This window comes from Nitrincola nitratireducens, assembly GCF_000585235.1.
Classification (GTDB): Bacteria; Pseudomonadota; Gammaproteobacteria; order Pseudomonadales; family Balneatricaceae; genus Nitrincola; species Nitrincola alkalisediminis.
This window is the reverse complement of record NZ_AONB01000017.1, coordinates 33,299-54,238: the sequence shown is the minus strand read 5'-3', so window position 1 is coordinate 54,238 and position 20,940 is coordinate 33,299. Positions and strand designations below refer to the sequence as shown.

General features: G+C 46.7%; 15 protein-coding genes and 3 pseudogenes. 10 read left to right on the top strand and 8 right to left on the bottom strand.

Going from position 1 to position 20,940, the window contains the following annotated elements; translation table 11 throughout:
• The first annotated feature begins 218 nt into the window (after positions 1–218).
• Positions 219–2,196: pseudogene (locus D791_RS13770) on the top strand (sigma-54-dependent Fis family transcriptional regulator).
• A gap of 12 nt (positions 2,197–2,208) precedes the next feature.
• Here the strand turns inward: D791_RS13770 and D791_RS19130 are convergent.
• From D791_RS19130 to D791_RS13760, 3 genes are read right to left on the bottom strand one after another with little or no spacing between them, the layout of a single operon-like run.
• Entirely contained in the window at positions 2,209–2,652 is a 444-nt protein-coding gene (locus D791_RS19130; protein ID WP_051514540.1) for a hypothetical protein, read from the bottom strand.
• 41 nt (positions 2,653–2,693) lie between these two features.
• Complete coding sequence (locus D791_RS13765) at positions 2,694–4,148, bottom strand: M48 family metallopeptidase (RefSeq protein ID WP_051514539.1); 1,455 nt, start codon at positions 4,146–4,148, stop codon at positions 2,694–2,696.
• 29 nt (positions 4,149–4,177) lie between these two features.
• Positions 4,178–4,774 (bottom strand): LemA family protein, encoded by a 597-nt coding sequence (locus tag D791_RS13760; protein ID WP_036512777.1) that lies wholly within the window; start codon positions 4,772–4,774, stop codon positions 4,178–4,180.
• Between the two features lie 196 nt (positions 4,775–4,970).
• On the opposite strand from D791_RS13760, the gene D791_RS13755 reads away from it, so the two are divergent.
• The 4 genes and pseudogenes from D791_RS13755 to D791_RS13745 all read left to right on the top strand — a co-directional run bounded on the left by D791_RS13755 (position 4,971) and on the right by D791_RS13745 (position 7,185).
• Positions 4,971–6,005 carry an NAD(P)H-dependent flavin oxidoreductase gene (locus tag D791_RS13755; protein WP_036512774.1) on the top strand — a complete coding sequence of 345 codons (1,035 nt, stop codon included), beginning with the start codon at positions 4,971–4,973 and terminating at the stop codon, positions 6,003–6,005.
• 78 nt (positions 6,006–6,083) lie between these two features.
• On the top strand, positions 6,084–6,332 hold the full coding sequence (locus D791_RS13750; protein WP_036512771.1) for a GNAT family N-acetyltransferase: 249 nt from the start codon (positions 6,084–6,086) through the stop codon (positions 6,330–6,332).
• A gap of 8 nt (positions 6,333–6,340) precedes the next feature.
• Positions 6,341–6,630: pseudogene (locus D791_RS19125) on the top strand (MOSC domain-containing protein); the annotation flags it as partial.
• A gap of 75 nt (positions 6,631–6,705) precedes the next feature.
• On the top strand, positions 6,706–7,185 hold the full coding sequence (locus D791_RS13745) for an MOSC domain-containing protein (RefSeq protein WP_337588662.1): 480 nt from the start codon (positions 6,706–6,708) through the stop codon (positions 7,183–7,185).
• Here D791_RS13745 and D791_RS13740 read toward each other — a convergent pair.
• Positions 7,168–7,632 carry an EVE domain-containing protein gene (locus tag D791_RS13740; RefSeq protein WP_036512768.1) on the bottom strand — a complete coding sequence of 155 codons (465 nt, stop codon included), beginning with the start codon at positions 7,630–7,632 and terminating at the stop codon, positions 7,168–7,170. The two genes, D791_RS13745 and D791_RS13740, sit on opposite strands and share 18 nt — an antisense overlap.
• A gap of 135 nt (positions 7,633–7,767) precedes the next feature.
• Here D791_RS13740 and D791_RS13735 point away from each other — a divergent pair, with 135 nt between their 5' ends.
• The 4 genes from D791_RS13735 to D791_RS13720 are packed head-to-tail and all read left to right on the top strand — an operon-like array spanning position 7,768 to position 15,320.
• Positions 7,768–8,157 carry a response regulator gene (locus D791_RS13735; protein WP_036512765.1) on the top strand — a complete coding sequence of 130 codons (390 nt, stop codon included), beginning with the start codon at positions 7,768–7,770 and terminating at the stop codon, positions 8,155–8,157.
• Positions 8,150–9,799, top strand: coding sequence for a response regulator (locus D791_RS13730; protein WP_036512762.1), 1,650 nt, complete (start codon positions 8,150–8,152; stop codon positions 9,797–9,799). The genes D791_RS13735 and D791_RS13730 overlap by 8 nt, the downstream gene beginning before the upstream one ends.
• A gap of 35 nt (positions 9,800–9,834) precedes the next feature.
• Complete coding sequence (locus D791_RS13725) at positions 9,835–12,696, top strand: PAS domain-containing protein (protein WP_036512759.1); 2,862 nt, start codon at positions 9,835–9,837, stop codon at positions 12,694–12,696.
• On the top strand, positions 12,693–15,320 hold the full coding sequence (locus D791_RS13720; RefSeq protein WP_089503640.1) for an ATP-binding protein: 2,628 nt from the start codon (positions 12,693–12,695) through the stop codon (positions 15,318–15,320). Before D791_RS13725 ends, D791_RS13720 begins: the two co-directional genes overlap by 4 nt.
• A 51-nt stretch (positions 15,321–15,371) precedes the next feature.
• Here the strand turns inward: D791_RS13720 and mnmE are convergent.
• The 4 genes and pseudogenes from mnmE to rpmH all read right to left on the bottom strand — a co-directional run bounded on the left by mnmE (position 15,372) and on the right by rpmH (position 19,039).
• A pseudogene (mnmE, locus tag D791_RS13715) lies at positions 15,372–16,738 on the bottom strand (tRNA uridine-5-carboxymethylaminomethyl(34) synthesis GTPase MnmE).
• Between the two features lie 83 nt (positions 16,739–16,821).
• Complete coding sequence (gene yidC, locus D791_RS13710) at positions 16,822–18,492, bottom strand: membrane protein insertase YidC (RefSeq protein ID WP_036512756.1); 1,671 nt, start codon at positions 18,490–18,492, stop codon at positions 16,822–16,824.
• Between the two features lie 13 nt (positions 18,493–18,505).
• Positions 18,506–18,880: a ribonuclease P protein component gene (gene rnpA / locus D791_RS13705; RefSeq protein WP_036512754.1), complete on the bottom strand. Its 375-nt coding sequence runs from the start codon at positions 18,878–18,880 to the stop codon at positions 18,506–18,508.
• Between the two features lie 24 nt (positions 18,881–18,904).
• Positions 18,905–19,039, bottom strand: coding sequence for a 50S ribosomal protein L34 (gene rpmH / locus D791_RS13700; protein WP_036512751.1), 135 nt, complete (start codon positions 19,037–19,039; stop codon positions 18,905–18,907).
• Between the two features lie 294 nt (positions 19,040–19,333).
• On the opposite strand from rpmH, the gene dnaA reads away from it, so the two are divergent.
• A complete protein-coding gene (gene dnaA, locus D791_RS13695; RefSeq protein WP_036512747.1) occupies positions 19,334–20,914 on the top strand; it encodes a chromosomal replication initiator protein DnaA in 1,581 nt (526 codons plus the stop codon).
• The last annotated feature ends 26 nt before the right edge of the window (positions 20,915–20,940 follow it).

The window sequence follows — 20,940 nt, the reverse complement described above, 5'->3', positions numbered from 1 at the left end:
ATTCGAAGCTTGGTCTGTATGTGAGTTCAGGAATTCGTCCTTCCCTAGCTTTACACCTGTAACGGACTGTCGTTGCATCTGTAACGCGAATTTGTCCGAAGTTTTACAGGTGTAACGCGGTCAAATTAAGGCGCTAAAGAAGTATAGAAAGCCTAGGTGTACGGGAGTAAACTCGAAAAGGCCCTGAAATAAAAATAACAGTCGTGAATGAGGGACATATGAGTATCTCAAGTCAGCGTCGTCATATTGACACGATACTTAGCTATGGTGGTTATCAATCGGTATCTAAAAGCTATTCACCCACCCACGAGATGATTGGACGCTCGTGGAAACGATGTTTGAGCGATTATGGCTTAGATCCTTCCCAACCGAGACCTGCCCGGATCGTCACGCACCAAACCCTGCGTGAGCATCAGGACTCTGTCGATGAGTTTTTGAATGTGGCACGCGCCGGTGTTGAACAATTGTATGCTCAGGTCGCAAGCCTTGGGTATGTGTTGCTGTTGAGTGACTATCGAGGGATTACCGTTCAGTTTTTAGGTGATCGACGCGATGAGCGTTTACATAAGGCAGGATTGTATTTGGGTGCAGATTGGAGTGAGCAATATGCTGGCACGTCTGCGGTGGGCACCTGTATCCAAGAGCAAAAAGCACTGACCTGTCATCGGGTTGATCATTTCGACAGCTCCCATATTCGTTTAACCTGCACCGCCGCCCCGATCAAAGACCCATCGGGACAACTTTTAGCCGTTCTGGATATTTCGGCCTTAAACTCATCACGTACGCCGGAAAGCCAAAATTTCGCATTGCATCTGACTCAGCTCTACGCACGCTTGATAGAAGACGTCTATTTTTTAAGACGTTATCGCCATCATTTAGTGTTCAAATGCGATCAATCGCGAGAGTTAGTGCAAGTGAGTGGGCAGTTGTTGTTTGCTCTGGATGAAGAAGGTCATGTTTTAGCGGCGAACACCATCGCTCGAGACTTGCTGGCTCAGTTGCAGAAACTGGATCAGCCGACACTTTTTTTACCGGAGCTGCTTGAGTGCCAATGGCAAGATATTTTAGCCATTAACCAGTGCAATGACGGGACGCGTGCGTTTCGAGTGCTGGGTACACAGCAAACGCTGTTTGGCACCCTTATTGAACCTAAATCACGAGTGTCCAGTCGACTTAATCCTTTATCAAGTCGTATTCAGCAAGAAGAGTCGGTACCTGAGTTGGACTGCTTGTGTGCGGATGACCCCGCGATGCGTCAAACCCTGAGTCTTGCCAAGCGCTTACGCAACAAAGAGGTAAGCGTACTTATTCTGGGCGAGACTGGCACAGGTAAAGAGGTGCTGGCGCAGGCCATTCATGCCTCGAGTCTTCGAGCAAAACATCCTTTTATGGCCGTTAATTGTGCGGCGATTCCTGAATCACTGATTGAAAGTGAGTTGTTTGGTTATGCGCCGGGCACGTTTACAGGCGGGCGTGCAAAAGGCGCGAAAGCTGATTCAGCAAGCCAATGGTGGCACGCTCTTTTTAGATGAAATTGGTGACATGCCTTTACCCTTGCAAACGCGCTTGCTTCGCGTGTTAGCCGAAGGACACGTCATGCCTTTGGGGGCGCTAGAACCCGTCGACGTTGATATTCGAGTCTTGGCGGCGACTCACTGCAATCTTCAAAAACTGATAGCTGAAGGTCGTTTTCGTGAAGATTTATACTATCGACTCAACGGTGCGACACTGACATTGCCCTCGTTGAAAGCTCGCGCAGATAAGCAGTATCTTATTCAAACCTTGATGAAGCAGATTAACCCGACTGTGCGATTGCGTGCGGATGCTGTGAGTGCATTACTGGCTTATGCATGGCCCGGGAACATAAGACAACTGGTGAATGCCTTGACCTTTGCCGAAGCCATCTGTGAGGGCGATGAAATTACCGTTCACCATTTACCCAAAGACATTACCATGCATCCGCCAGAGTGGCCTGCATTCATGGGCACGAACCACACGGCTTCAGATTGTTTAAGTGAAACCATCGACAGTCATACGCAACACTATGCGAAAAACTCAGAGCAAGAACGGCTGTTGAGCCTATTACGTCAGCAGCGCTGGAATATATCGGCGGTGGCCAACCAACTGGGGGTGTCACGCCCAACGGTTTATCGGCGTATTAAAAAACTGAACATACCGATGCCTAAAGATGCGTAACAGTTAAAACAACTAGACGAGTAAAGGAGGCAGAGGGCAGTCTAAACACTCGGCGATGGCCCTTAATAGCTCCGCCTCTGCAGTGGTTATCACATCATCATGACTGGCGCAGATCACTAAGGCACGAAGGATGGCGGGTTTATCCAACGGACGTAAATGTGAAAGTTTTTCTAAGTCCAGCTCAAGCTGTTTTAATTTTGGCCGTGCGTCAGGTTGATAACGCATGGGAAAATTAAGGCTTTGCATCGCTTGATGGAACGCGGCTTCAGCATCCTCATCATTTTTATGGCCAACTTTAGCGATCAAACAGACGAGTCGACTGATTTCAGCACGTGTTTCTGTTGGTAAATAGCGCTTTGCCGAGCGTGGTACACCTCGAATGTGGCGAGTCACGATGGTTTTGATTGACCATTCGAACAGCGAGGTACGTTTATCTGCGGCAATTAAGAGTTCCAAGCAGGTTTTAAAGGTTTCATATTGCGCATCCGAGAGCTGTTTTAGTGCGGGTAGCTGATTTCAACGAGGGGTAATCTGAACTCTGCCGCCAAAGACAGCAATTTGGGTAAATACGCGTTTAAGGCTTTGAAGGTATCGGGATGCGCCGCTTTTTGTAACTGATCGAGTTGTTGCTCTTGTATCCCTTTGTCTTGGCTCATCAATAAACCATAGATAAGCGCTCTTGCTGAGAATGGCTCATGAGCCGCGTTTAACAGCTCTGGATCTATGGTGTCCAGTATCCGTCTAGCATACGCAAGGTGCTCCGGTGTTGGGTCTGCCATCCCTGCCATGGCTTGATTCAGTGCGATTTGAGCACTGAAGTTTTGGGGCTGGGGTGTGGAGACAAAACCAGCGGTTGTTAAGGTGGATAAGGGCCGAGTATCGTCAGTAGTGATGTGAGTGGGTGTCGTAAATGACCCTGTCCATCGTGGCTCAACACGCTTGATGCGGTCTTCTAAAGGGGGGTGTGTCGAGAACCAGTCACTAAAGCCATTGCTGAGATGTTGGCTAAAAAACATATGGCTGAATTCTTCTGCGCGCGGATTATTAAAACTTGATCCGGCAACATGACCCCCTATTTTCTTTAAAGCGCCGGAAATCCCCAGAGGGTTGCGGGTGTATTGAACCGCTGAGGCATCGGCAAGAAATTCACGCTGGCGACTAACGGCGGCTTTGATTAAATTCCCAAAAAATGAACCTGCAAAACCCACGATCATCAACCCCAGTCCCAACACCATCAAGAAGGCGACACTGTTATTCTTATTGGAAGTGCGTGCGATGGGACGATATCGTAGAGAACGCACAATAAATCGGCCAATCATACCGATCAGTAAAATGCCATATAGCATTGAAATTAAACGGATATTAAGGCGCATATCACCGTGGAGGATATGGCTAAACTCGTGGGCGACGACACCTTGTAATTCATCCCGTGTCAGGAGTTGTATAGAGCCACGGGTAATGCCAATCACTGCATCTTGGGGACGGTACCCTGCCGCAAACGCATTAATTGCATCGTCTTCGATTAGGTACACAGGCGGCACAGGAATACCCGATGCCAACGCCATTTCCTCTACGATATTGAGAATGCGTTGTTCTTCGCTATTGAGCGTTGCTGTATTGAGTAAACGCCCTCCCATTGCTTCGGCAATGGCTTGCCCACCTTTTGTTAATTGCGCACGCCGGAACAGGCTGCCTAAAGCAATAACGCCGATCACGGCAATGGTTAGGGTGATCAGTAATTGAAGGTTTTCTGGTGATAAAAGACTCGGCAATGAGGAAGGCGTGTTGGAAGCTTGGGATAAGGCTTCCCCTGTTCCGCCTTCTGCAAAGAACATCAGCAATCCGATGACCAGTGTTAAACTGATAATCAGACTGCCGACGCCAAGCGCAAATAAAAAGACCAGTTGCAGTGTTTTACGTTTGGCACGTTCCTGGTGCTCAAAGAAGTTCATAACACACCCTCACCCTGCGTATTTGGCTTTTAAAAAGAGACTTTAGGAGCGGCTTGAATGGCAGCACTGTCTTCGAAAACGAGTAAGGATGCATCTGCCGCATGGCCAAACGTGGCTGCCAATAAGGTCTGTGGAAAACTTTGCTTATAGGTGTTGTAGGCCATGACGGCATCGTTGAAGGCTTGGCGCGAGAAAGACACTTTATTTTCAGTGCTTATCAGCTCTTCAGACAATTGGCGCATGTTTTCAGATGCTTTTAAATCAGGATAAGCTTCCATTGTGATGTTTAAGCTGCCAAGGGCACTTTTTAATGCGCCTTCTGAGCTCATAAGCTGAGTAAGTGCGGCGGCACTCCCTGGATTGGCAGCGGCGGCTTGTAAGCTGGCCAAGGCTGTATTTCGGGCAGAAATAACGGCTTCAAGCGTTTCGCGTTCATGCTTCATATACCCCTTTGCTGTCTCGACTAAGTTGGGGATCAGATCGTAACGACGTTTTAACTGGACTTCTATTTGCGCAAACGCATTTTCGAAACGGTTTTTCAGGGCAACTAAGCGGTTGAAGATGCCGATGGTGTAGAACACAAGCAGTGCGATAACGGCAATAATAATGATTGATGAAATATCCATATTCAAAACCCTTTGATAAGTTGATTGCACTAAGTCTAGCGTGAATTATGTTTGATGCCTGCCTGATTGTAAAAGTTTAAAGAGTTCAGATGAAGTGCTAATTGTACTCTTAGCGGTTGAAAGAGTATAAGAGCATGTGAACGTGAACATTAAGGTTTAGAGTGAATAGACATCCTGACTCAAAGAGGATCTGAATGTGAAGGTAACTGAGCTATTTGGTATCAAACACCCGATTCTACAAGCGCCGATGGCCGGCGTTCAAGGCAGTGAACTGGCCATCGCCGTGGCACAAGCGGGTGGATTAGGAGGGTTGCCCTGTGCGATGTTATCGCCTGAGTTGATTCAACAGGAGCTTCACAGGATTCGGATGGCAACAACGTCACCTATTAATGTGAATTTTTTCTGTCATCAAGCCCCTATCCCCGATGCAGAACACGAAGCGCGTTGGCGTTTAGCGTTGCGTCCCTATTACGTTGAGTTAGGGTTAGACCCTGATGCCATTCCTGAGGTGCCAGGGCGTCGGCCTTTTGATGCTCAAGCCTGTGATGTCTTAAGTGAGTTTGAACCAGAAGTGGTGAGCTTTCATTTTGGTCTGCCAAATGAGCAATTGCTTAACCGTATCCGAGGCTGGGGAGGAAAAATTATATCCTCCGCGACAACCTTAGAGGAGGCAATTTGGTTACAAGCCAGAGGGGTTGATGCCATCATCGCACAGGGGTTAGAAGCGGGTGGGCATCGCGCGATGTTTCTAACCGATGATGTAACAGAGCAAAAAGGCCTATTTGCGTTGCTTCCACAACTGCTTGAGCATACATCGACTCCCATTATTGCGGCAGGTGGAATTGCCAGTCCAAAAGCGGTTCGTGCGGCTTTGACCTTGGGTGCAGCCGGTGTTCAAATTGGGACAGCCTATTTGCTCTGTCCTGAGGCCAAAACGACATCGGTGCATCGGCAAGCTTTAAAAAGCTCAGCGGCTGATCATACGGCACTGACACGTCTATTTTCAGGACGACCTGCACGTGGCATCGTGAATCGAATCATGCGTGAACTGGGTCCTTTATCGTCATTGCCCCCTGCCTTTCCTTTGGCGAGCACGGCGATAGCACCTCTTCGTGCCGCATCTGAAGCGCTTAACAATGCTGACTTTAGTCCACTTTGGGCGGGGCAAAATGTGAAGGGTTGCCAAGAAATTGCTGCGGGTGAACTGACTCACTGGTTAGCGGGCGATTGACAGCCGATGGGGGTAAGTTGGGTTATCCGAATAGCCTAGAGACTCAACCTTTCCCTGTTTTTAATTGAGGTGATTAAAATGGTCAAACATCAACCTGAAAAAAATCGGTTTGTCTGGGTTGAAGACAACCTAGAGTCCGTCTTGGAATATGACGTCACTGGGACATCGGTTGATTTCACACGTACTTATGTACCCAATGAGCTGCGAGGACGAAAAATTGCAGAAACACTGGTCTATGCAGGTTTAGAATGGGCACGATCAAATGAGTATCAACTCTCTGCGAGCTGTTGGTATGTGGATAGGTTTATTAAAAGGACTGCTAAATAGGGGGCACTGTGTCGAGTCTGTTTGTAAGTGATATCGTGATATATCCAGTTAAATCCTGCGCACCGCTCAGCATTGACCGTGCATGGGCTGACTATAAAGGTCTTAATGCAGATCGCCGTTATATGCTAGTGGATAAAGACGGCCTGTTTATCACAGCGCGTAAGTATCCTAAATTAACACGTTTGTTGGCGACGCTACTGAGACGGGTTTAGTGCTTTCGGCTGTGGATAAAGACAGCCTATCGTTAGTGATTAATGAGTTTTCAGAGACCTATGTCGAGGTTAAGGTCTGGGGACAAGTTGTTTCTGCACAAAAGTGCAGCGATGAAGCCGACCAATGGTTGAGTGAGTTTTTGCAGATTGACTGTCGGTTGGTGTATTTCGGTGAGTTGACGCATCGCCCTGTGAAGGATGTCGAAACATCTGAAGTCAGTTTTGCCGATGGCTATCCCCTACTTCTGGCCACTGAAGCGTCTCATGAATGGTTGCAAGAACGTTGCCCTGCTTCATTTGATATACATCAGTTTCGGCCTAATCTTGTGATCACGGGGAATCTGCCATTTGCAGAGGATCAGTGGTTGCATGTAAAGATCGGTGAAGCCGAGTTTTCCGTTCATTCACCTTGTGAGCGTTGTAAGTTGATTACATTGCCCGTGGGGGCCGAAACCTTTAATACGTTGCAGGAGCCTTTGCGCACCTTAAGCCAATATCGACGTTTAGCGTCCGGCGGCGCTATTTTTGGTCAAAACCTAGTGGTCATTAAACCTGGCCTGATTACCAAAGGAGCATCTGTGGAGGTGCTTTCTCACAAAGCCGCACCTGAGTTGAAAGCCCCTTCAGCGCCGCGAAGCTGAGGCGATGATCGCATCGAACATGCGGCTAGACAGCGGTATAACCGATAAACGACTGCCGGGTTTAACCAAGGGGCAGTCGTTTAGTTCAGGCAGAGTCTTTAGGCTCTTTAAGGGTAAGACCTCGTTAAACACCTCAACAAAGCGCATATCGACGGCTTGCCATCGAGGTGTGGTTTTCGTGCTTTTGGGGTCGTAATAAACAGATGCCGGGTCAAACTGCGTGGGATCTGGATAGGCTGTTTTGGTCACTTCTACGATACCTGCCACCCCTATCTGTTTGCAGCTTGAATGATACACCAACACCCTATCGGCGAGTTGCATGTCGGCTAAATAATTACGGGCTTGATAGTTACGAACACCGTCCCAGCGCAGAGCGGTTGTGGGTAGGTTGGCAAAGTCGTAGATACTGAATTCATCCGGTTCTGTTTTTGCAAGCCAGTAATTCATTGCCCTATCCCTTGTGGTGATTTCATGCTAAATATTGGCTATTGTAAAGAGTCGATGTTGTATCATCCAGAGTATAAGAAAACCTATAGATGTATGCTAATGTTCGTCAAACGTTAAAATACAAAGGCCGAGAGCATGAGTAGGCTAGAAAAAGTTTTGTATGTTGAAGATGACTGTGATATCCGTGAAATTGCCACGTTGGCTTTGCGAGATGTAGGCGGTTTGACGATTAAGGTTTGTGAATCGGGTGCTAGCGCATTAGTCGAAGTAGATGCATTCGCGCCACAACTCATATTGCTCGATGTGATGATGCCCAGTATGGACGGTCCTGAAACCTTAAAAGCCTTGCGTAAACAGGGATCGGTTACTGAAAAAACAGCTGTCGCGTTTATGACAGCAAAAGTTTATCCTGATGAGTTACTCCGATATCGCCAGCTAGGGGTTACGGAGGTGATTGCTAAACCTTTTGATCCCATGACGCTTGCCGATGAGGTTCGTGCTATTTGGGAGAGGTTCAATGATTAAGGCCTCGTCCAATTCGCTGACGGCTCGTATGGAAACACTCCGAATTGCCTACAATAAACGCTTAAAAACGGATTTTAAGGAGTTGGATATACTGGTTGAGCGACTGACAGACGATGCGTCAAATACCGAATATCTTAAATTGCTGCACTCCTGTTTTCATAAAATGGCGGGGTCTGCTGGGACCTTTGGTTTTCAACAACTAGGTCGTAAGGTACGAGAATATGAGTCTCTTCTTTCTGAAGCCCTTAAAGCACCACAGCCATTACACGAAACATTTCCATTTGCAGACTGGCTAGATGATTTACAAACTGCCCTTAAAGCAGATCAAAAGTCCAATCCATCCGTTGGTATTGAGACGCGTCAGTCGTCTTTATCTCTAGAAGAACCGCTTATCTGGTTAGTTGAGCGCGACACAATACTCCAGCAGTATTTAACTCACCAACTACAAAGCTTTGGTTTTTCCGTGAAGTCTTTTAGTGATGCTTTGCATTTAGCCGATAACCCAGCAAAACCACCAGACTGTATCTTAGTCGATCACCACGGAAGTCAAGCGAAAGCCCTTTTATCAGACCCTGTACTCTTTTGGCAGGAGTGCTTTAAGACAATTGATTGCCCTATTCTTTTTATGGGCGCTGAAGAAAGCTTTAATGCGCGTTTGAATGCACTTCGCAGCGGCGGTCATGGCTATTTTGTTAAACCCTTAGACATGATCAAACTGACCTCATTTTTGGCACAGTTGATTAAACCTGAAAAGGTCGAACCTGAACGTCTTTTGATTGTAGAAGATGACCAAGATTTGGCTCGACACTGTCAATCATATCTTGAGCAGGCAGGCATGCAAGTCGTTTGCCTTGACCATCCTCAAGCCCTCTTTGAAACAGTAAGTCATTTTAACCCAGATTTAATTTTGATGGATCTTTGGTTACCTGATATCAGTGGTGCAGAAATGGCCTCTTTACTCAGGCAAGTTGATCGTTGGGCGCATATGCCGGTGATTTATTTGTCAGCTGAGTCAAACGTTCATCTTCGTCATCAAGCTTTACTCATGGGTGGAGATGCATTTGTAGAAAAGCCACTTGATATGGAGTTTCTGGTGCGTTTGTGCCAAGACAGAGTTCGTAGGGTTCGGCACTTAAAACAAACTCAAAATCAAGACAGTCTCACAGGCCTGCTTAAACACGCCAGTATTAAAGAAGCCATACAAAATCATTGGGAGTATGTTCAGAGGCAACCGCAAGTGTTCAGTGTGGTTATGCTGGATATAGACCACTTTAAACGTGTGAATGATACCTATGGCCATGCGGTGGGTGACTTAGTGATCTCAGCGGTAGGGACCTTATTGCGTCAGCGTTTTCGCAACACCGATAAGCTGGGTCGCTATGGTGGTGAAGAGTTTACGCTCGTGCTAATTGACTGTACGGCTGAGAATGCTATGAGTATGGTGAATGCGATGCGTGAAGCATTTGCAGCTATCCAATTTACAGCTAATGGTCAGAGTTTTTCATGCACGCTTTCTGCAGGCGTGGTTGACAATCATTTGTGTCCGGATGATGGTCCGGAAGCACTGCTTGAGCGTGCAGATAATGCATTGTATAACGCTAAACATACAGGTCGAAATCGTACTTGTTTAGCAACACATTGAAGAGTTTCTTAACACATTCTATTTAGGACGGTACTATGAAACGACCGCCGATCCCTGAAAATGAAGCAGAACGTCAGCGGGCATTGGATGCAACAGGTCTTCTGAGTTGCAAAGCTGAAGAGCGCTTTGATCGTATCACGCGGCTGGTTCGTCAAGTATTCTCAATGCCGATTGTGTTGGTATCCTTGATTGACAGGGATCGACAGTGGTTTAAGTCGCGTCAAGGACTCGATGCAGAGGAAACACCTCGCGATATTTCTTTTTGTGGTCATGCTATTCTCGGTCATGTGCCTTTGATCGTCGAGAATGCTTTAGACGATCCTCGTTTTTTTGATAATCCGCTAGTAACACACACACCGAATATCCGTTTTTATGCCAGCGCTCCTCTTCATACGACGGAAGGTTACTGCATTGGTACCCTATGCTTAATTGATACAGTTCCGCGAAGTTTATCCTTAGAGCAAATCGATATGCTTGTCGACTTTGCGGGTACGGTTGAAGAGTTGATACAAGCCGATGAAATGACGCGTTTAGCCTACACAAACTTAGAGTCTGAGTTGATTGCCAGTCGAGATGAGATGTCCTCATTAATAGACAATATGCCGGGGGTGACGTATCGCTGTTTGCCGGATAATAATTGGACAATGCTGTATATCAGTGGTCAAGTTGATCGTGTAAGTGGTTATTCTGCAGAAGATCTGATTGGCAATAGACGGGTGAGCTACGCTGATTTAATTCATCCCGATGATGCTCAAGGCTTGGATGAGGCAGTGGCTTTGGCGATGTCAATCAATGAGCAATGGCATGTTGAATATCGAGTGCGTCATCTGGATGGAGATTGGCGTTGGGTTGAGGAGCGTGGAAAATGCATACGCAGTGATCCACAATACCCCGAAATCCTTGAAGGCTTTATTGTGGATATTACTCGTGAGCGCAATGCGCTGAGTCAGATGAATAAACATCATGACGCGTTGATGTTGCTGAACGACATTGCCTTTGCGTCAGAGGATACACTAGACAGCAAAATACAGAATGCATTAACAACCGCTCGGCAATTTTTAAAAGCGGATCTTGCGATTATTAGCCAGATAGAAGGTGACGTTTATACGGTTCGGTGGATGGATGCAGGGCCGACGATGGGCGTTGTGCCAGGGCAACAATTCTCACTTGATCAAACCTGGTGTCAATTGCTCTTTTCCGGCCATCTTTTAGTTGAAAGGCATGAATTGTTTATTGCGAATGCCGAACTGAGTGAGTTTTACTCTCATCCCTGCTATCAGGAGTATCCTCTAGGTTCGTATGCTGGAATAACGATTGAGGTCGATGGCCATGCATTTGGTACATTGAACTTTTCCTCTAGCCGTCCTCGAGCAGACGAATTCGATGAAAGCGAACAGTTGTTTATGCGCTTGCTGGCCGGTTGGCTTTCTGATGCATTAACGAATAGCCTCAGTAGTGAACGTTTAACAAAGCTAATGGTGCAGTTACCCGGTGTCATTTATCAGTTTCGTCGCTACGCTGATGGGCACATGTCATTCCCCTTCAGTTCGCCACAGATCCAGAACCTCTATGGTATGACCCCAGAAGAGGCTGCGTTGGATGCAAGCCCTGCATTTAGTAGAATTCACCCAGATGATTTGGAGACAATTAGCAATTCAATCGAGTACTCTGCCGTTACTTTAGACTATTGGCAAGTCACGTTTCGTGTGCGCACGGAGCACAATCAGTATCGTTGGATTTTTGGGCAGGCAAGGCCAGAGCGTCTTGTGGATGGCAGTGTTTTATGGCATGGATATTTGCAAGACATTCATGAGCAGGAGTTGGCTCGTTTGGCGTTGGCACGTAATGAAGCGCGTCTTCGAGGATTGTTTGAGTTTTCTCCAATTGGCATAGCGCTTAATGACTTTGAGAGTGGTCAGTTTATCGATTTAAACGATGCGCTGTTGGCTCCGACGGGCTATACCCGTCAGGAGTTTGTTGCCCTGAGCTATAGGGATATAACCCCAATCGACTATCATCTTGAAGAAGAAAAAGCTCTTGCTGATTTAACAAAGCTTGGCCGCTATGGTCCCTTTGAAAAAGAATATATCCGCAAAGATGGCAGTCGCTACCCCGTGCGCCTACAAGGGATGCTGAGCGAGGAGCAAGACGGTAGGCGAGTTATTTGGTCTTTGATTGAAGATATCACTGAACGGCGAAGGCTGGATAAAATGAAAGATCAGTTTATAGCCACGGTTAGCCATGAACTGCGTACTCCACTCACTTCTATCAAGGGCTCTTTAGGATTACTGTCTGGTGGAGCCGCAGGAATTTTACCGGATAAAGCCAAGGTGTTGTTGAGTAATGCTGATCGGAACGTACAGCGTCTGGCAACGCTAATCAATGATCTGTTGGATATGGAAAAGCTGGTTGCGGGAAAAATGACGATGAATATGTCAGTGCAAGCGCTAGGCCCTTTAATTGATGAGGCTGTTGAGTCCATGGCGAGTTACGGTGATCAGCACAGAGTAACCATCACGACCCCTCTTACTTGGCCGGATGTCTGGGTTAACGTTGATGGACCACGCTTGATACAAGCGCTGACCAATTTACTGTCCAACGCAATTAAACATTCCCCTGAAGATACAGGGGTTGAAGTGCGTGTCGAGCCGAAAGAGAGTGCTGTAGAAGTTGCTGTGCGAGATCATGGACCTGGAGTGGATCCTGTGTTTCGTAGTCAGCTATTTCAGCGCTTTTCTCAAGCGGACAGCAGTGATAGGCGCAAGCTACCCGGGACAGGGTTGGGGTTAGCAATCACGCGAGAGATTACTCAACAGCTTGGAGGCGAAGTCAATTATCGAGAGGCTACCGGTGGTGGCGCTGAGTTTTATGTTCTGTTACCCGAGGTGTGCAGTTGACGAATCTGTCCTTGAGCATGCGAATTATCCTACTGGTGCTTGTTATCAGTAGCACACTGGTAGGCGGTATGTTGATGACCGTATACAAATTAAAAATAGCGGATTATGAGTTAGTGGTGTCTGAGCGCAATGTGTCAGAATTGCATCGATTAGCCACTGAACTAGAGTTGACTCAACAACAAAGAGTGTTGGGTCTAGAAGCGTTTGCTGCGCGTTTACTCAATGAAAATGGAGAATTACTAACGACTCCAGCACTTAAAATGCTTTTAAATCAGCCTTCGGTTGCCAAGGAGCTGTTTCCTGATGGTCTTTTGGTTTTCGATTCCAATGCGACGGCGATTGCTGAGAGTCAATTTACCGAGGGGCGTTTAGGGACAAACTACGCGGATCGCCCTCACTTTCGAAGGGCGCAGAAAACGAAAACGGCTGTGATTTCAGAGCCTATTCTAGGTCGTGTCACTGGCGTACCCTTAATTTCCTATCTACAACCTGTATTATCTTCTGAGGGAGAGATTCTTGCTTATGCTGGGGGGTCGTTGGATCTTGCGAATACACCATTGCTGAGCAAAAGCAGTCAGCATGATGTTGAAAGCAACTCAATAACATTCATTATTGATCCACAACACCGTCTTTTCGTTTCTATGCGTGAGCGTTTTGAAAAACCTGAGCCTCTGCCAAAAGACGGAACCGATGCCTTGGTTGATGCCGCCTTAAACTTGGCCCCACCAAGTATCGTATTGAATGATATGGGGCAATCGTTCTTAGTTGCGACCATGCAACTGAGCTCGCCAAACTGGATCGTGTTACGAGCGGTTCCTTATAGCGAGGTGATTGCACCTGCTCAAGTGTCTTTTCGTCAATTTTTATTCATTGCACTTATTTTAACGACACTCATTGCAATCGTTGGTGTGTGGCTTGCACGAAATCTCACACAGTCGTTGGAAAAAATGACCAAACGCATTGAAGAGATGGCTGATAATGGACTCATAGATGAGGTTTTTCCTGACAAGGGCAACCCGGAAGTCAAGGCCTTGGCACATGCAATGAATCGTTTAGCTAAAGAGCAAAAGGTCGCTAACCTTGCGGTTCGTGAAGTCGAACAATTTCTGACTAATGTCCTCGATTCTGCATCCGAAATATCGATTATCGCGACTGACAAACAGGGTGTCATCACAGTCTTTAATAAAGGTGCTGAAATGATGTTAGGCTACAAGGCTGTCGATTTAGTGGGTAAAGAAACCCCCGCATGCTTACATTTGATGGATGAAGTTGAGCAACGGTCTGCAGAGTTGAGTACTGAGTTAGGCTACCCGATTAAGGGTTTTAGGGTGTTTGTTGAAAAAGCTGAGCAAACGGGAGCAGAAAAGCGTGAATGGACATACGTTCATAAGAATCAACGTCGTTTCCCAGTATCGTTAGTGGTAACACCTATGCGCAATGATGCAGGTGAGATTACGGGTTATTTGGGTATTGCCGAAGACATCACCGAACCTAAACGCTTGGATAAAATGAAAAGTGAATTTATTTCTACTGTGAGCCATGAACTGCGTACGCCCCTCACCTCAATCTCCGGCGCATTGGGATTATTAGTTGGGGGCGGTTTAGGCGAACTTCCAGAAAAAGCTCTAACATTGCTGGCAACTGCCTATCGAAACAGTAAGCGCTTGACGAATTTAATCAATGATTTGCTAGATATTGAAAAGATCACGTCTGGCAAATTGCATTATGACATGGAGGTTCAAGCCTTGATGCCTTTGATTGAGCAGGCTGTGGAGTCTAACCAAGATTACGGCCGTGATCGAGGTATTCGTCTCTTATTTACGTCAAGCGATTTATCCGATACGCGTGTATATGTTGATTCTCAACGCTTTATGCAGGTTCTGGCGAATCTGTTATCCAATGCAATTAAGTTTTCTCCGGACAAGGGTGAGGTTAGGGTCAAGGCCGATATCAGAGACAGAAAAGTGATTATTAGTGTGATTGATAAGGGGCGAGGTATAGCCGATTCCTTTCGTAGCAAAATATTTCAACGCTTTGCTCAGGCGGATGCTTCTGATACTCGTGCAAAAGAGGGTACTGGCTTAGGATTGGCGATTACCCGTGAGTTAGTTGAAAAAATGGGGGGGCGTATCGATTTCGAATCCGAAGAAGGTAAGGGGGCGCGTTTTTTCGTCGAGCTGCCGATTGTTCATTCATCCGCCGTGTTACCTACATTTGAACCAACTAAAGAACACGTCCATCGGCCCAGAGTGTTGCACATAGAAGATGATGCTGATCTGCAGGCTGTGATCAATGCAATGCTGGGAGAACAGCTTGAATTGACCTCTGCACACTCACTTGAAGACGCGAGACGTGCTCTATCTCATGCGTGGTTTGATGTTGTACTGCTAGACATAGCGTTACCCGATGGTTCAGGGTGGGACCTGCTTCCGGAGATCCGTGCTTCCCTGCCTGATGCTAAAATCATCGTATTATCCAGTTCGGATTTGACGAGTCATGAACTTGAAAAGGTTGATCTGGCTTTGTTGAAGTCGCGAGAGTCTGTTGAGGAATTAATTAATCAGATTGGCTTTGGTATCGGAAAGGCTGTGCAGCCATTTGTTAATCGAGGATCGACGCCGTAGCGTCGATATACTCGTTGCGTATATTAGCCGCAGTGGTGTGTGAATGGAGACTTACTTCCCGATACAAAAACTCGAAAAAATTCGCCCAAGTAAATCATCGGGTGTAACTTCCCCTGTAATCTCCCCTAAACTCTGCTGTGCAGCGCGTAAATCTTCGGCCAGCAGTTCACCAGCACTAAAGCCTTGCAGCTGCTCTAAGCCCTTCTCTAACTGTTGTTGAGCCCTATCTAACGCATCAAGGTGTCGACGGCGAGCCATAAAGCCACCTTCCGTTGTGCTGCTAAATCCCATGCAGGCTTTCAGGTGCTCTCTCAATAAGTCTATTCCCTCCCCTTGTTTGGCTGAAATAGAAATCAGTGAGTACTCACTGTTACTAATAAGTTGCGGTTTCTCTGCTTGTAGATCAATCTTATTGCGTATAACGGTAATATGCGTGGTGTGCGCTAGTTGGGCAACAAACTCTGGCCAAATTTCCTCAGGTGTGTGCGCGCGTGTTTCGCTGGAGTCCACCACCATTAAAATGCGGTCAGCCTTATGTATTTCTTCCCATGCCCTGTTGATTCCAATTTGCTCCACAGTATCGGGGGCATCGCGTAAACCCGCAGTGTCGATAATATGCAGTGGCATGCCGTCAATGTGGATATGTTCGCGCAGCACATCTCGGGTTGTGCCGGCAATATCGGTGACAATGGCTGTTTCACGGCCTGCTAGTGCATTGAGTAAACTTGATTTTCCCGCATTGGGCTTGCCTGCAATGACGACATTCATACCCTCGCGCATCAGACTGCCTTGATGGGCCTCTTTCTGCACATCTTTTAGATCCTGCATAATGTGGATAAGATCACTTTGGACTTTGCCATCCGCCAGAAAATCGATTTCTTCTTCTGGGAAATCGATGGCCGCTTCGACATAAATTCTCAGCTGAATCAGTCGCTCAACCAGTTGATGAATGCGCTTGGAAAACTCGCCTTGCAGTGAGCGAAGTGCACAACGTGCGGCTTGCTCGGACGTGCTGTTGATTAGGTCGGAAATGGCTTCGGCTTGGGCAAGATCTAGTTTGTCATTGAGGAAAGCCCGTTCACTAAACTCTCCCGGCCTTGCAGCGCGAGCGCCCAGTGCGATCACATTTTGTAAAATAAAATCCATAACGACTGGACGCCATGTGCTTGAAACTCCAGAACATCCTCTCCTGTAAATGAGTTTGGACCTGGAAAATACAGAGCAATGCCTTGATCGATCACTCTTCCATCCCTGGAAAAGAAGTCTCCATAATGCGCATAGCGTGGCTTAGGGATTAACTTCAAAAGCGTTTCAGCAATTTTGAGACAGTCGGGTCCTGATACTCGGATAATCCCAACACCACCTTTACCGGGTGCAGTGGCTTGAGCAGCAATCGTATCCTGTGTGTAGTGTGGCATGAATAAACTCCAAGTCAGGGATCACATGTATCGTTATACAACAAAAAGGCTCCCGAAGGAGCCTCTTGTGTTTTCAGCTAGCACTAGGCCGCTTTTTTGACGTCTTCTTTCTCGATTTGCTTCGTAATGTACCATTGTTGAGCAATCGACAGAATGTTGTTCACTAACCAGTACAATACCAAACCTGCAGGGAACCACAAGAAGAAGAAAGTGAAAACTATAGGAAGCATTTTCATAATCTTCGCTTGCATTGGGTCCGGTGGTGTCGGGTTTAGCTTTTGCTGCAAGAACATGGTCACACCCATCAAAATCGGCAGAATGAAATAAGGATCCATTACCGATAAATCTTGGATGTATCCGAAGAAAGGTGCATGACGCAGTTCAACGGATTCCATCAACACCCAGTAGAGTGCAATGAACACAGGCATTTGAGCCAATATAGGTAGACAGCCGCCTAGGGGATTAATCTGCTCTTTTTTGTAGAGCTTCATCATTTCCTGAGACATTTTTTGGCGATCATCACCGTAAAGCTCTTTCATGCGCATCATTTCAGGACCAAATTTGCGCATTTTGGCCATAGAGCGGAAGGCTTTTGCATTCAAGTGAAAGAGTGCTGCTTTAACAACGATGGTGATCCCAATAATTGCTAGACCCCAGTTTCCTACAAAGCTCTGAATAGTCGTTAGTAACCAGTAGAGAGGGTAAGCAATCCACCAGAGCCAACCGTAATCAACAGTCAGCTTTAAATTAGGCGCTGTTGCTTCAAGTTGTTTTTGATCCTTAGGACCAACAAACAAGGTTGCACTGGATTCAAATGATGCACCAGGTGCCACTTCAAACGTAGGGGCGAGGAAACCAGCAATGTATTCATTATTTGCACGACGTGTTTGGAAAGCGATCTCTTGACCAGCTTCAGGTACCCACGCAGATACAAAGTAATGTTGGCTAAATGCAACCCAACCGCTGTTACTGGTACGCTGGAAGTTACCTTTGTCCATGTCACTGAATGAGACTTTTTGGTAGTTATTGTCTTCAGTTGAGAAGACTGCGCCTAAGTAGGACGCCATACCAATTGACGTTGAACTGGTTGGATCTGCACTACGGTCGCGCTTTAACTGCCCGAAGAGCGTTGCTCTGAACGCCTCTTCTGACGGGTTATTCACAATGTAGCGCATGCCTACACGATAACTGCCGCGCTCAAAAGAATAGCGTTTGATGATTTCAACACCAGTCTCGGTGGTGTAAAGCAAGTCAACGACAAGCGTATCATTATCATCTAAGCTGTATTCAGCTTGTGGCGAACGGTATAGAGGGCGTCCTTCAGCACGCCCATCAGGGCCGTCTCGACCCACTAAGCCACTCTGTGCAACGTAGGTTCGATTTGCATTTTGCTCTAAAAGTACAAACGATTGCGGAGAGTTTAATTGGGCTTTGTGCTCTGGCAAGGCTGCATAAATGATATCGCCGCCTCTGGCATCAATACGAATGTCCAGGACATCGGTAATAACGCTAATGACAGACGCTTGTGACGTTGCCTGTTCGGACGCTATAGAAGTGGGTTCATTCGTCACAACCGCTGGAATATCAGCGGACACTGACTCAGCCGAAGGGAGATCAGATGCTGAACGTGCAACCACAGGACTGCTACTGATTTCTTGCGCAACAGGTTGATTGTAGTCCTGATTCCACTGGAGAAACAGAAAATACGTTAGCACTGACAATACGGATAATAATATGACTCGCTGTACATCCATCGCGATTAAACCATTAGTTTTCTTTAAGGACGTTAGAAGCTTTTCGTTTCAGCTTTGACCAGCTTCGGTTAATTAAGGCTACAATCTCTTCATTAGAGAGGGTATCCAATCCCTTGCGAGCAAGGATTACCATATCAATTGCTGGTAAATCATGTTGCTGGAGTCGAAAGGATTCGCGAATAATACGTCTAATGCGGTTACGTTTAACAGCCCGGCGTACATTTTTTTTTGAAATAACGAAGCCGATGCGTGGGTGACCAAGCTGATTTGGATTCGCAAGGATCAACAGAGAGGGGTCTGATACTTTTAGACTGGCTCTGTCGAATACCTGTTTGAAGTCCCCGCCAGTTAACAGACGTAACTGACGGGGGTATCCGAATTCGGCCATTGAGTCGAAAACCGCTGAACTGAATTAAACAGTCAGACTTTTGCGGCCTTTAGCACGGCGACGGTTTAAAACCTGACGGCCGTTTTTTGTTGCCATGCGAGCACGGAAACCATGTGTACGAGCGCGCTTTAAAACGCTAGGTTGAAATGTTCTTTTCATTGCACCAGTCCTGCTTACGTGAGAGCTCTTACGTGTTAGCTACGTGATTTAGGGTTGCCGCGCGTGTTATTTGCACGTTTACCACGGTTTTCCACGTTAGTTGCCACGTTTTATATAAAAAATCAGACGCGAGATTATATTCGCCCTTGCTTGTGCTTGCAAATACTTTGTTATTTTATTTAATTCTTGCTCTGTCAGGGTTGAGGGTGCGATTCATTGTGGATAAGTTTACGATGAACCGATAGAATAGACGTTTATTATCGATGGGTTAATGTGTGTTGACAGAGGTTATTCATGTCTGACGAGTTATGGGAGCGCTGCCTGTCCAGTCTGCGGGATGAGTTTCCGGCTCAGCAGTACAATACCTGGATTAGGCCACTTAGATTAGCTCAGTGTCAAACCGATCTTCTCGTCTTATTGGCGCCTAACCGTTTTGTTAAAGATTGGGTGAGCGATAAGTACTTAAGTCATATCAGGCAAGCCTTTAGCCATTTGACCGGTAGCATTAGTGCTGAAGTGATGATTGAAATTGCTCAGTCTGGCTCCGCGCAGCCTTTGCTAAGACCGTCGAATCCAGTAGCATCAGTGCCAGTTGCTCAAACAACGGATGCAAGAAGTCCCGCACCTGTGACGCCGACAGTCTTGTCAAATGATCCGGTGTATGTGCCCGCTCAGGAGGCTCACTATAGTGAGTCTTTGTCAACGACGTCATACGATATACCTTCTGTTGGTTCTGAATCCGCTTCGGATATGCAAGCCATGCCTGAGCCTCAACTTGAGCTCGAAATGCTGCCTGCAGAAGATACGCGTAAACGTAAACCGCGCAAAGTCGATGTCGAAGGTGGTGTCAAGCATCAATCAAACCTTAATCCGGCATTTACGTTTCAGGCATTTGTTCAAGGTAAATCGAACCAGTTGGCACTGGCCGCGGCGCAACAGGTTGCTGACAACCCTGGTGGTGGCTACAACCCTCTCTTTATATATGGCGGTGTTGGCTTAGGTAAAACACACTTAATGCATGCCGTGGGTTGTGAGATGCTGCGTCGCAATCCAAATGCTCGGATTCTTTATTTGCACTCTGAGCGTTTCGTCGCGGATATGGTAAAAGCCTTACAATTAAATGCCTTTAATGATTTTAAGCGTTATTATCGATCTGTTGATGCGTTGCTCATCGATGATATTCAATTCTTTGCTGGCAAGGAGCGTTCACAAGAAGAGTTTTTCCACACCTTCAATGCGCTTTTGGAAGGTGGTCAGCAATTAATTTTAACCAGTGATCGTTATCCAAAAGAAATTAGTGGTGTTGAAGAGCGTCTTAAATCGCGTTTTGGCTGGGGACTAACGGTTCCAATTGAGCCTCCCGAGCTTGAGACACGTGTTGCAATTTTGATGAAAAAGGCGCAGGAAGCGAGGATTCAGTTACCCCATGATTCTGCGTTTTTTCTCGCACAAAAGATACGCTCTAATGTAAGAGAGCTTGAAGGTGCGCTTAAGCGAGTGATAGCGAATGCTCACTTCACCGGTAGCACTATATCAACACCTTTCATTAAAGAGTCTTTAAAAGACTTGTTGGCCTTACAGGATAAGCAAGTCAGCATTGATAATATTCAGAGAGTGGTCGCTGAGTACTATAAGATTAAGATCGCTGACCTTCTATCCAAGCGTAGAAGTCGTTCAGTGGCTAGGCCTCGTCAAGTTGCAATGAGCATTTCGAAAGAGTTGACGAACCATAGTCTTCCCGAAATTGGGAATGCTTTTGGTGGACGAGACCATACAACCGTTCTTCATGCGTGTCGTAAAATCAAAGAGCTTAGGGAAACCGATGCTGACATCAGTGAAGATTATAAAAACCTGCTGCGTCACCTGACGGCGTAGCGTCCGGATCCTGACTAAGGTAAGAC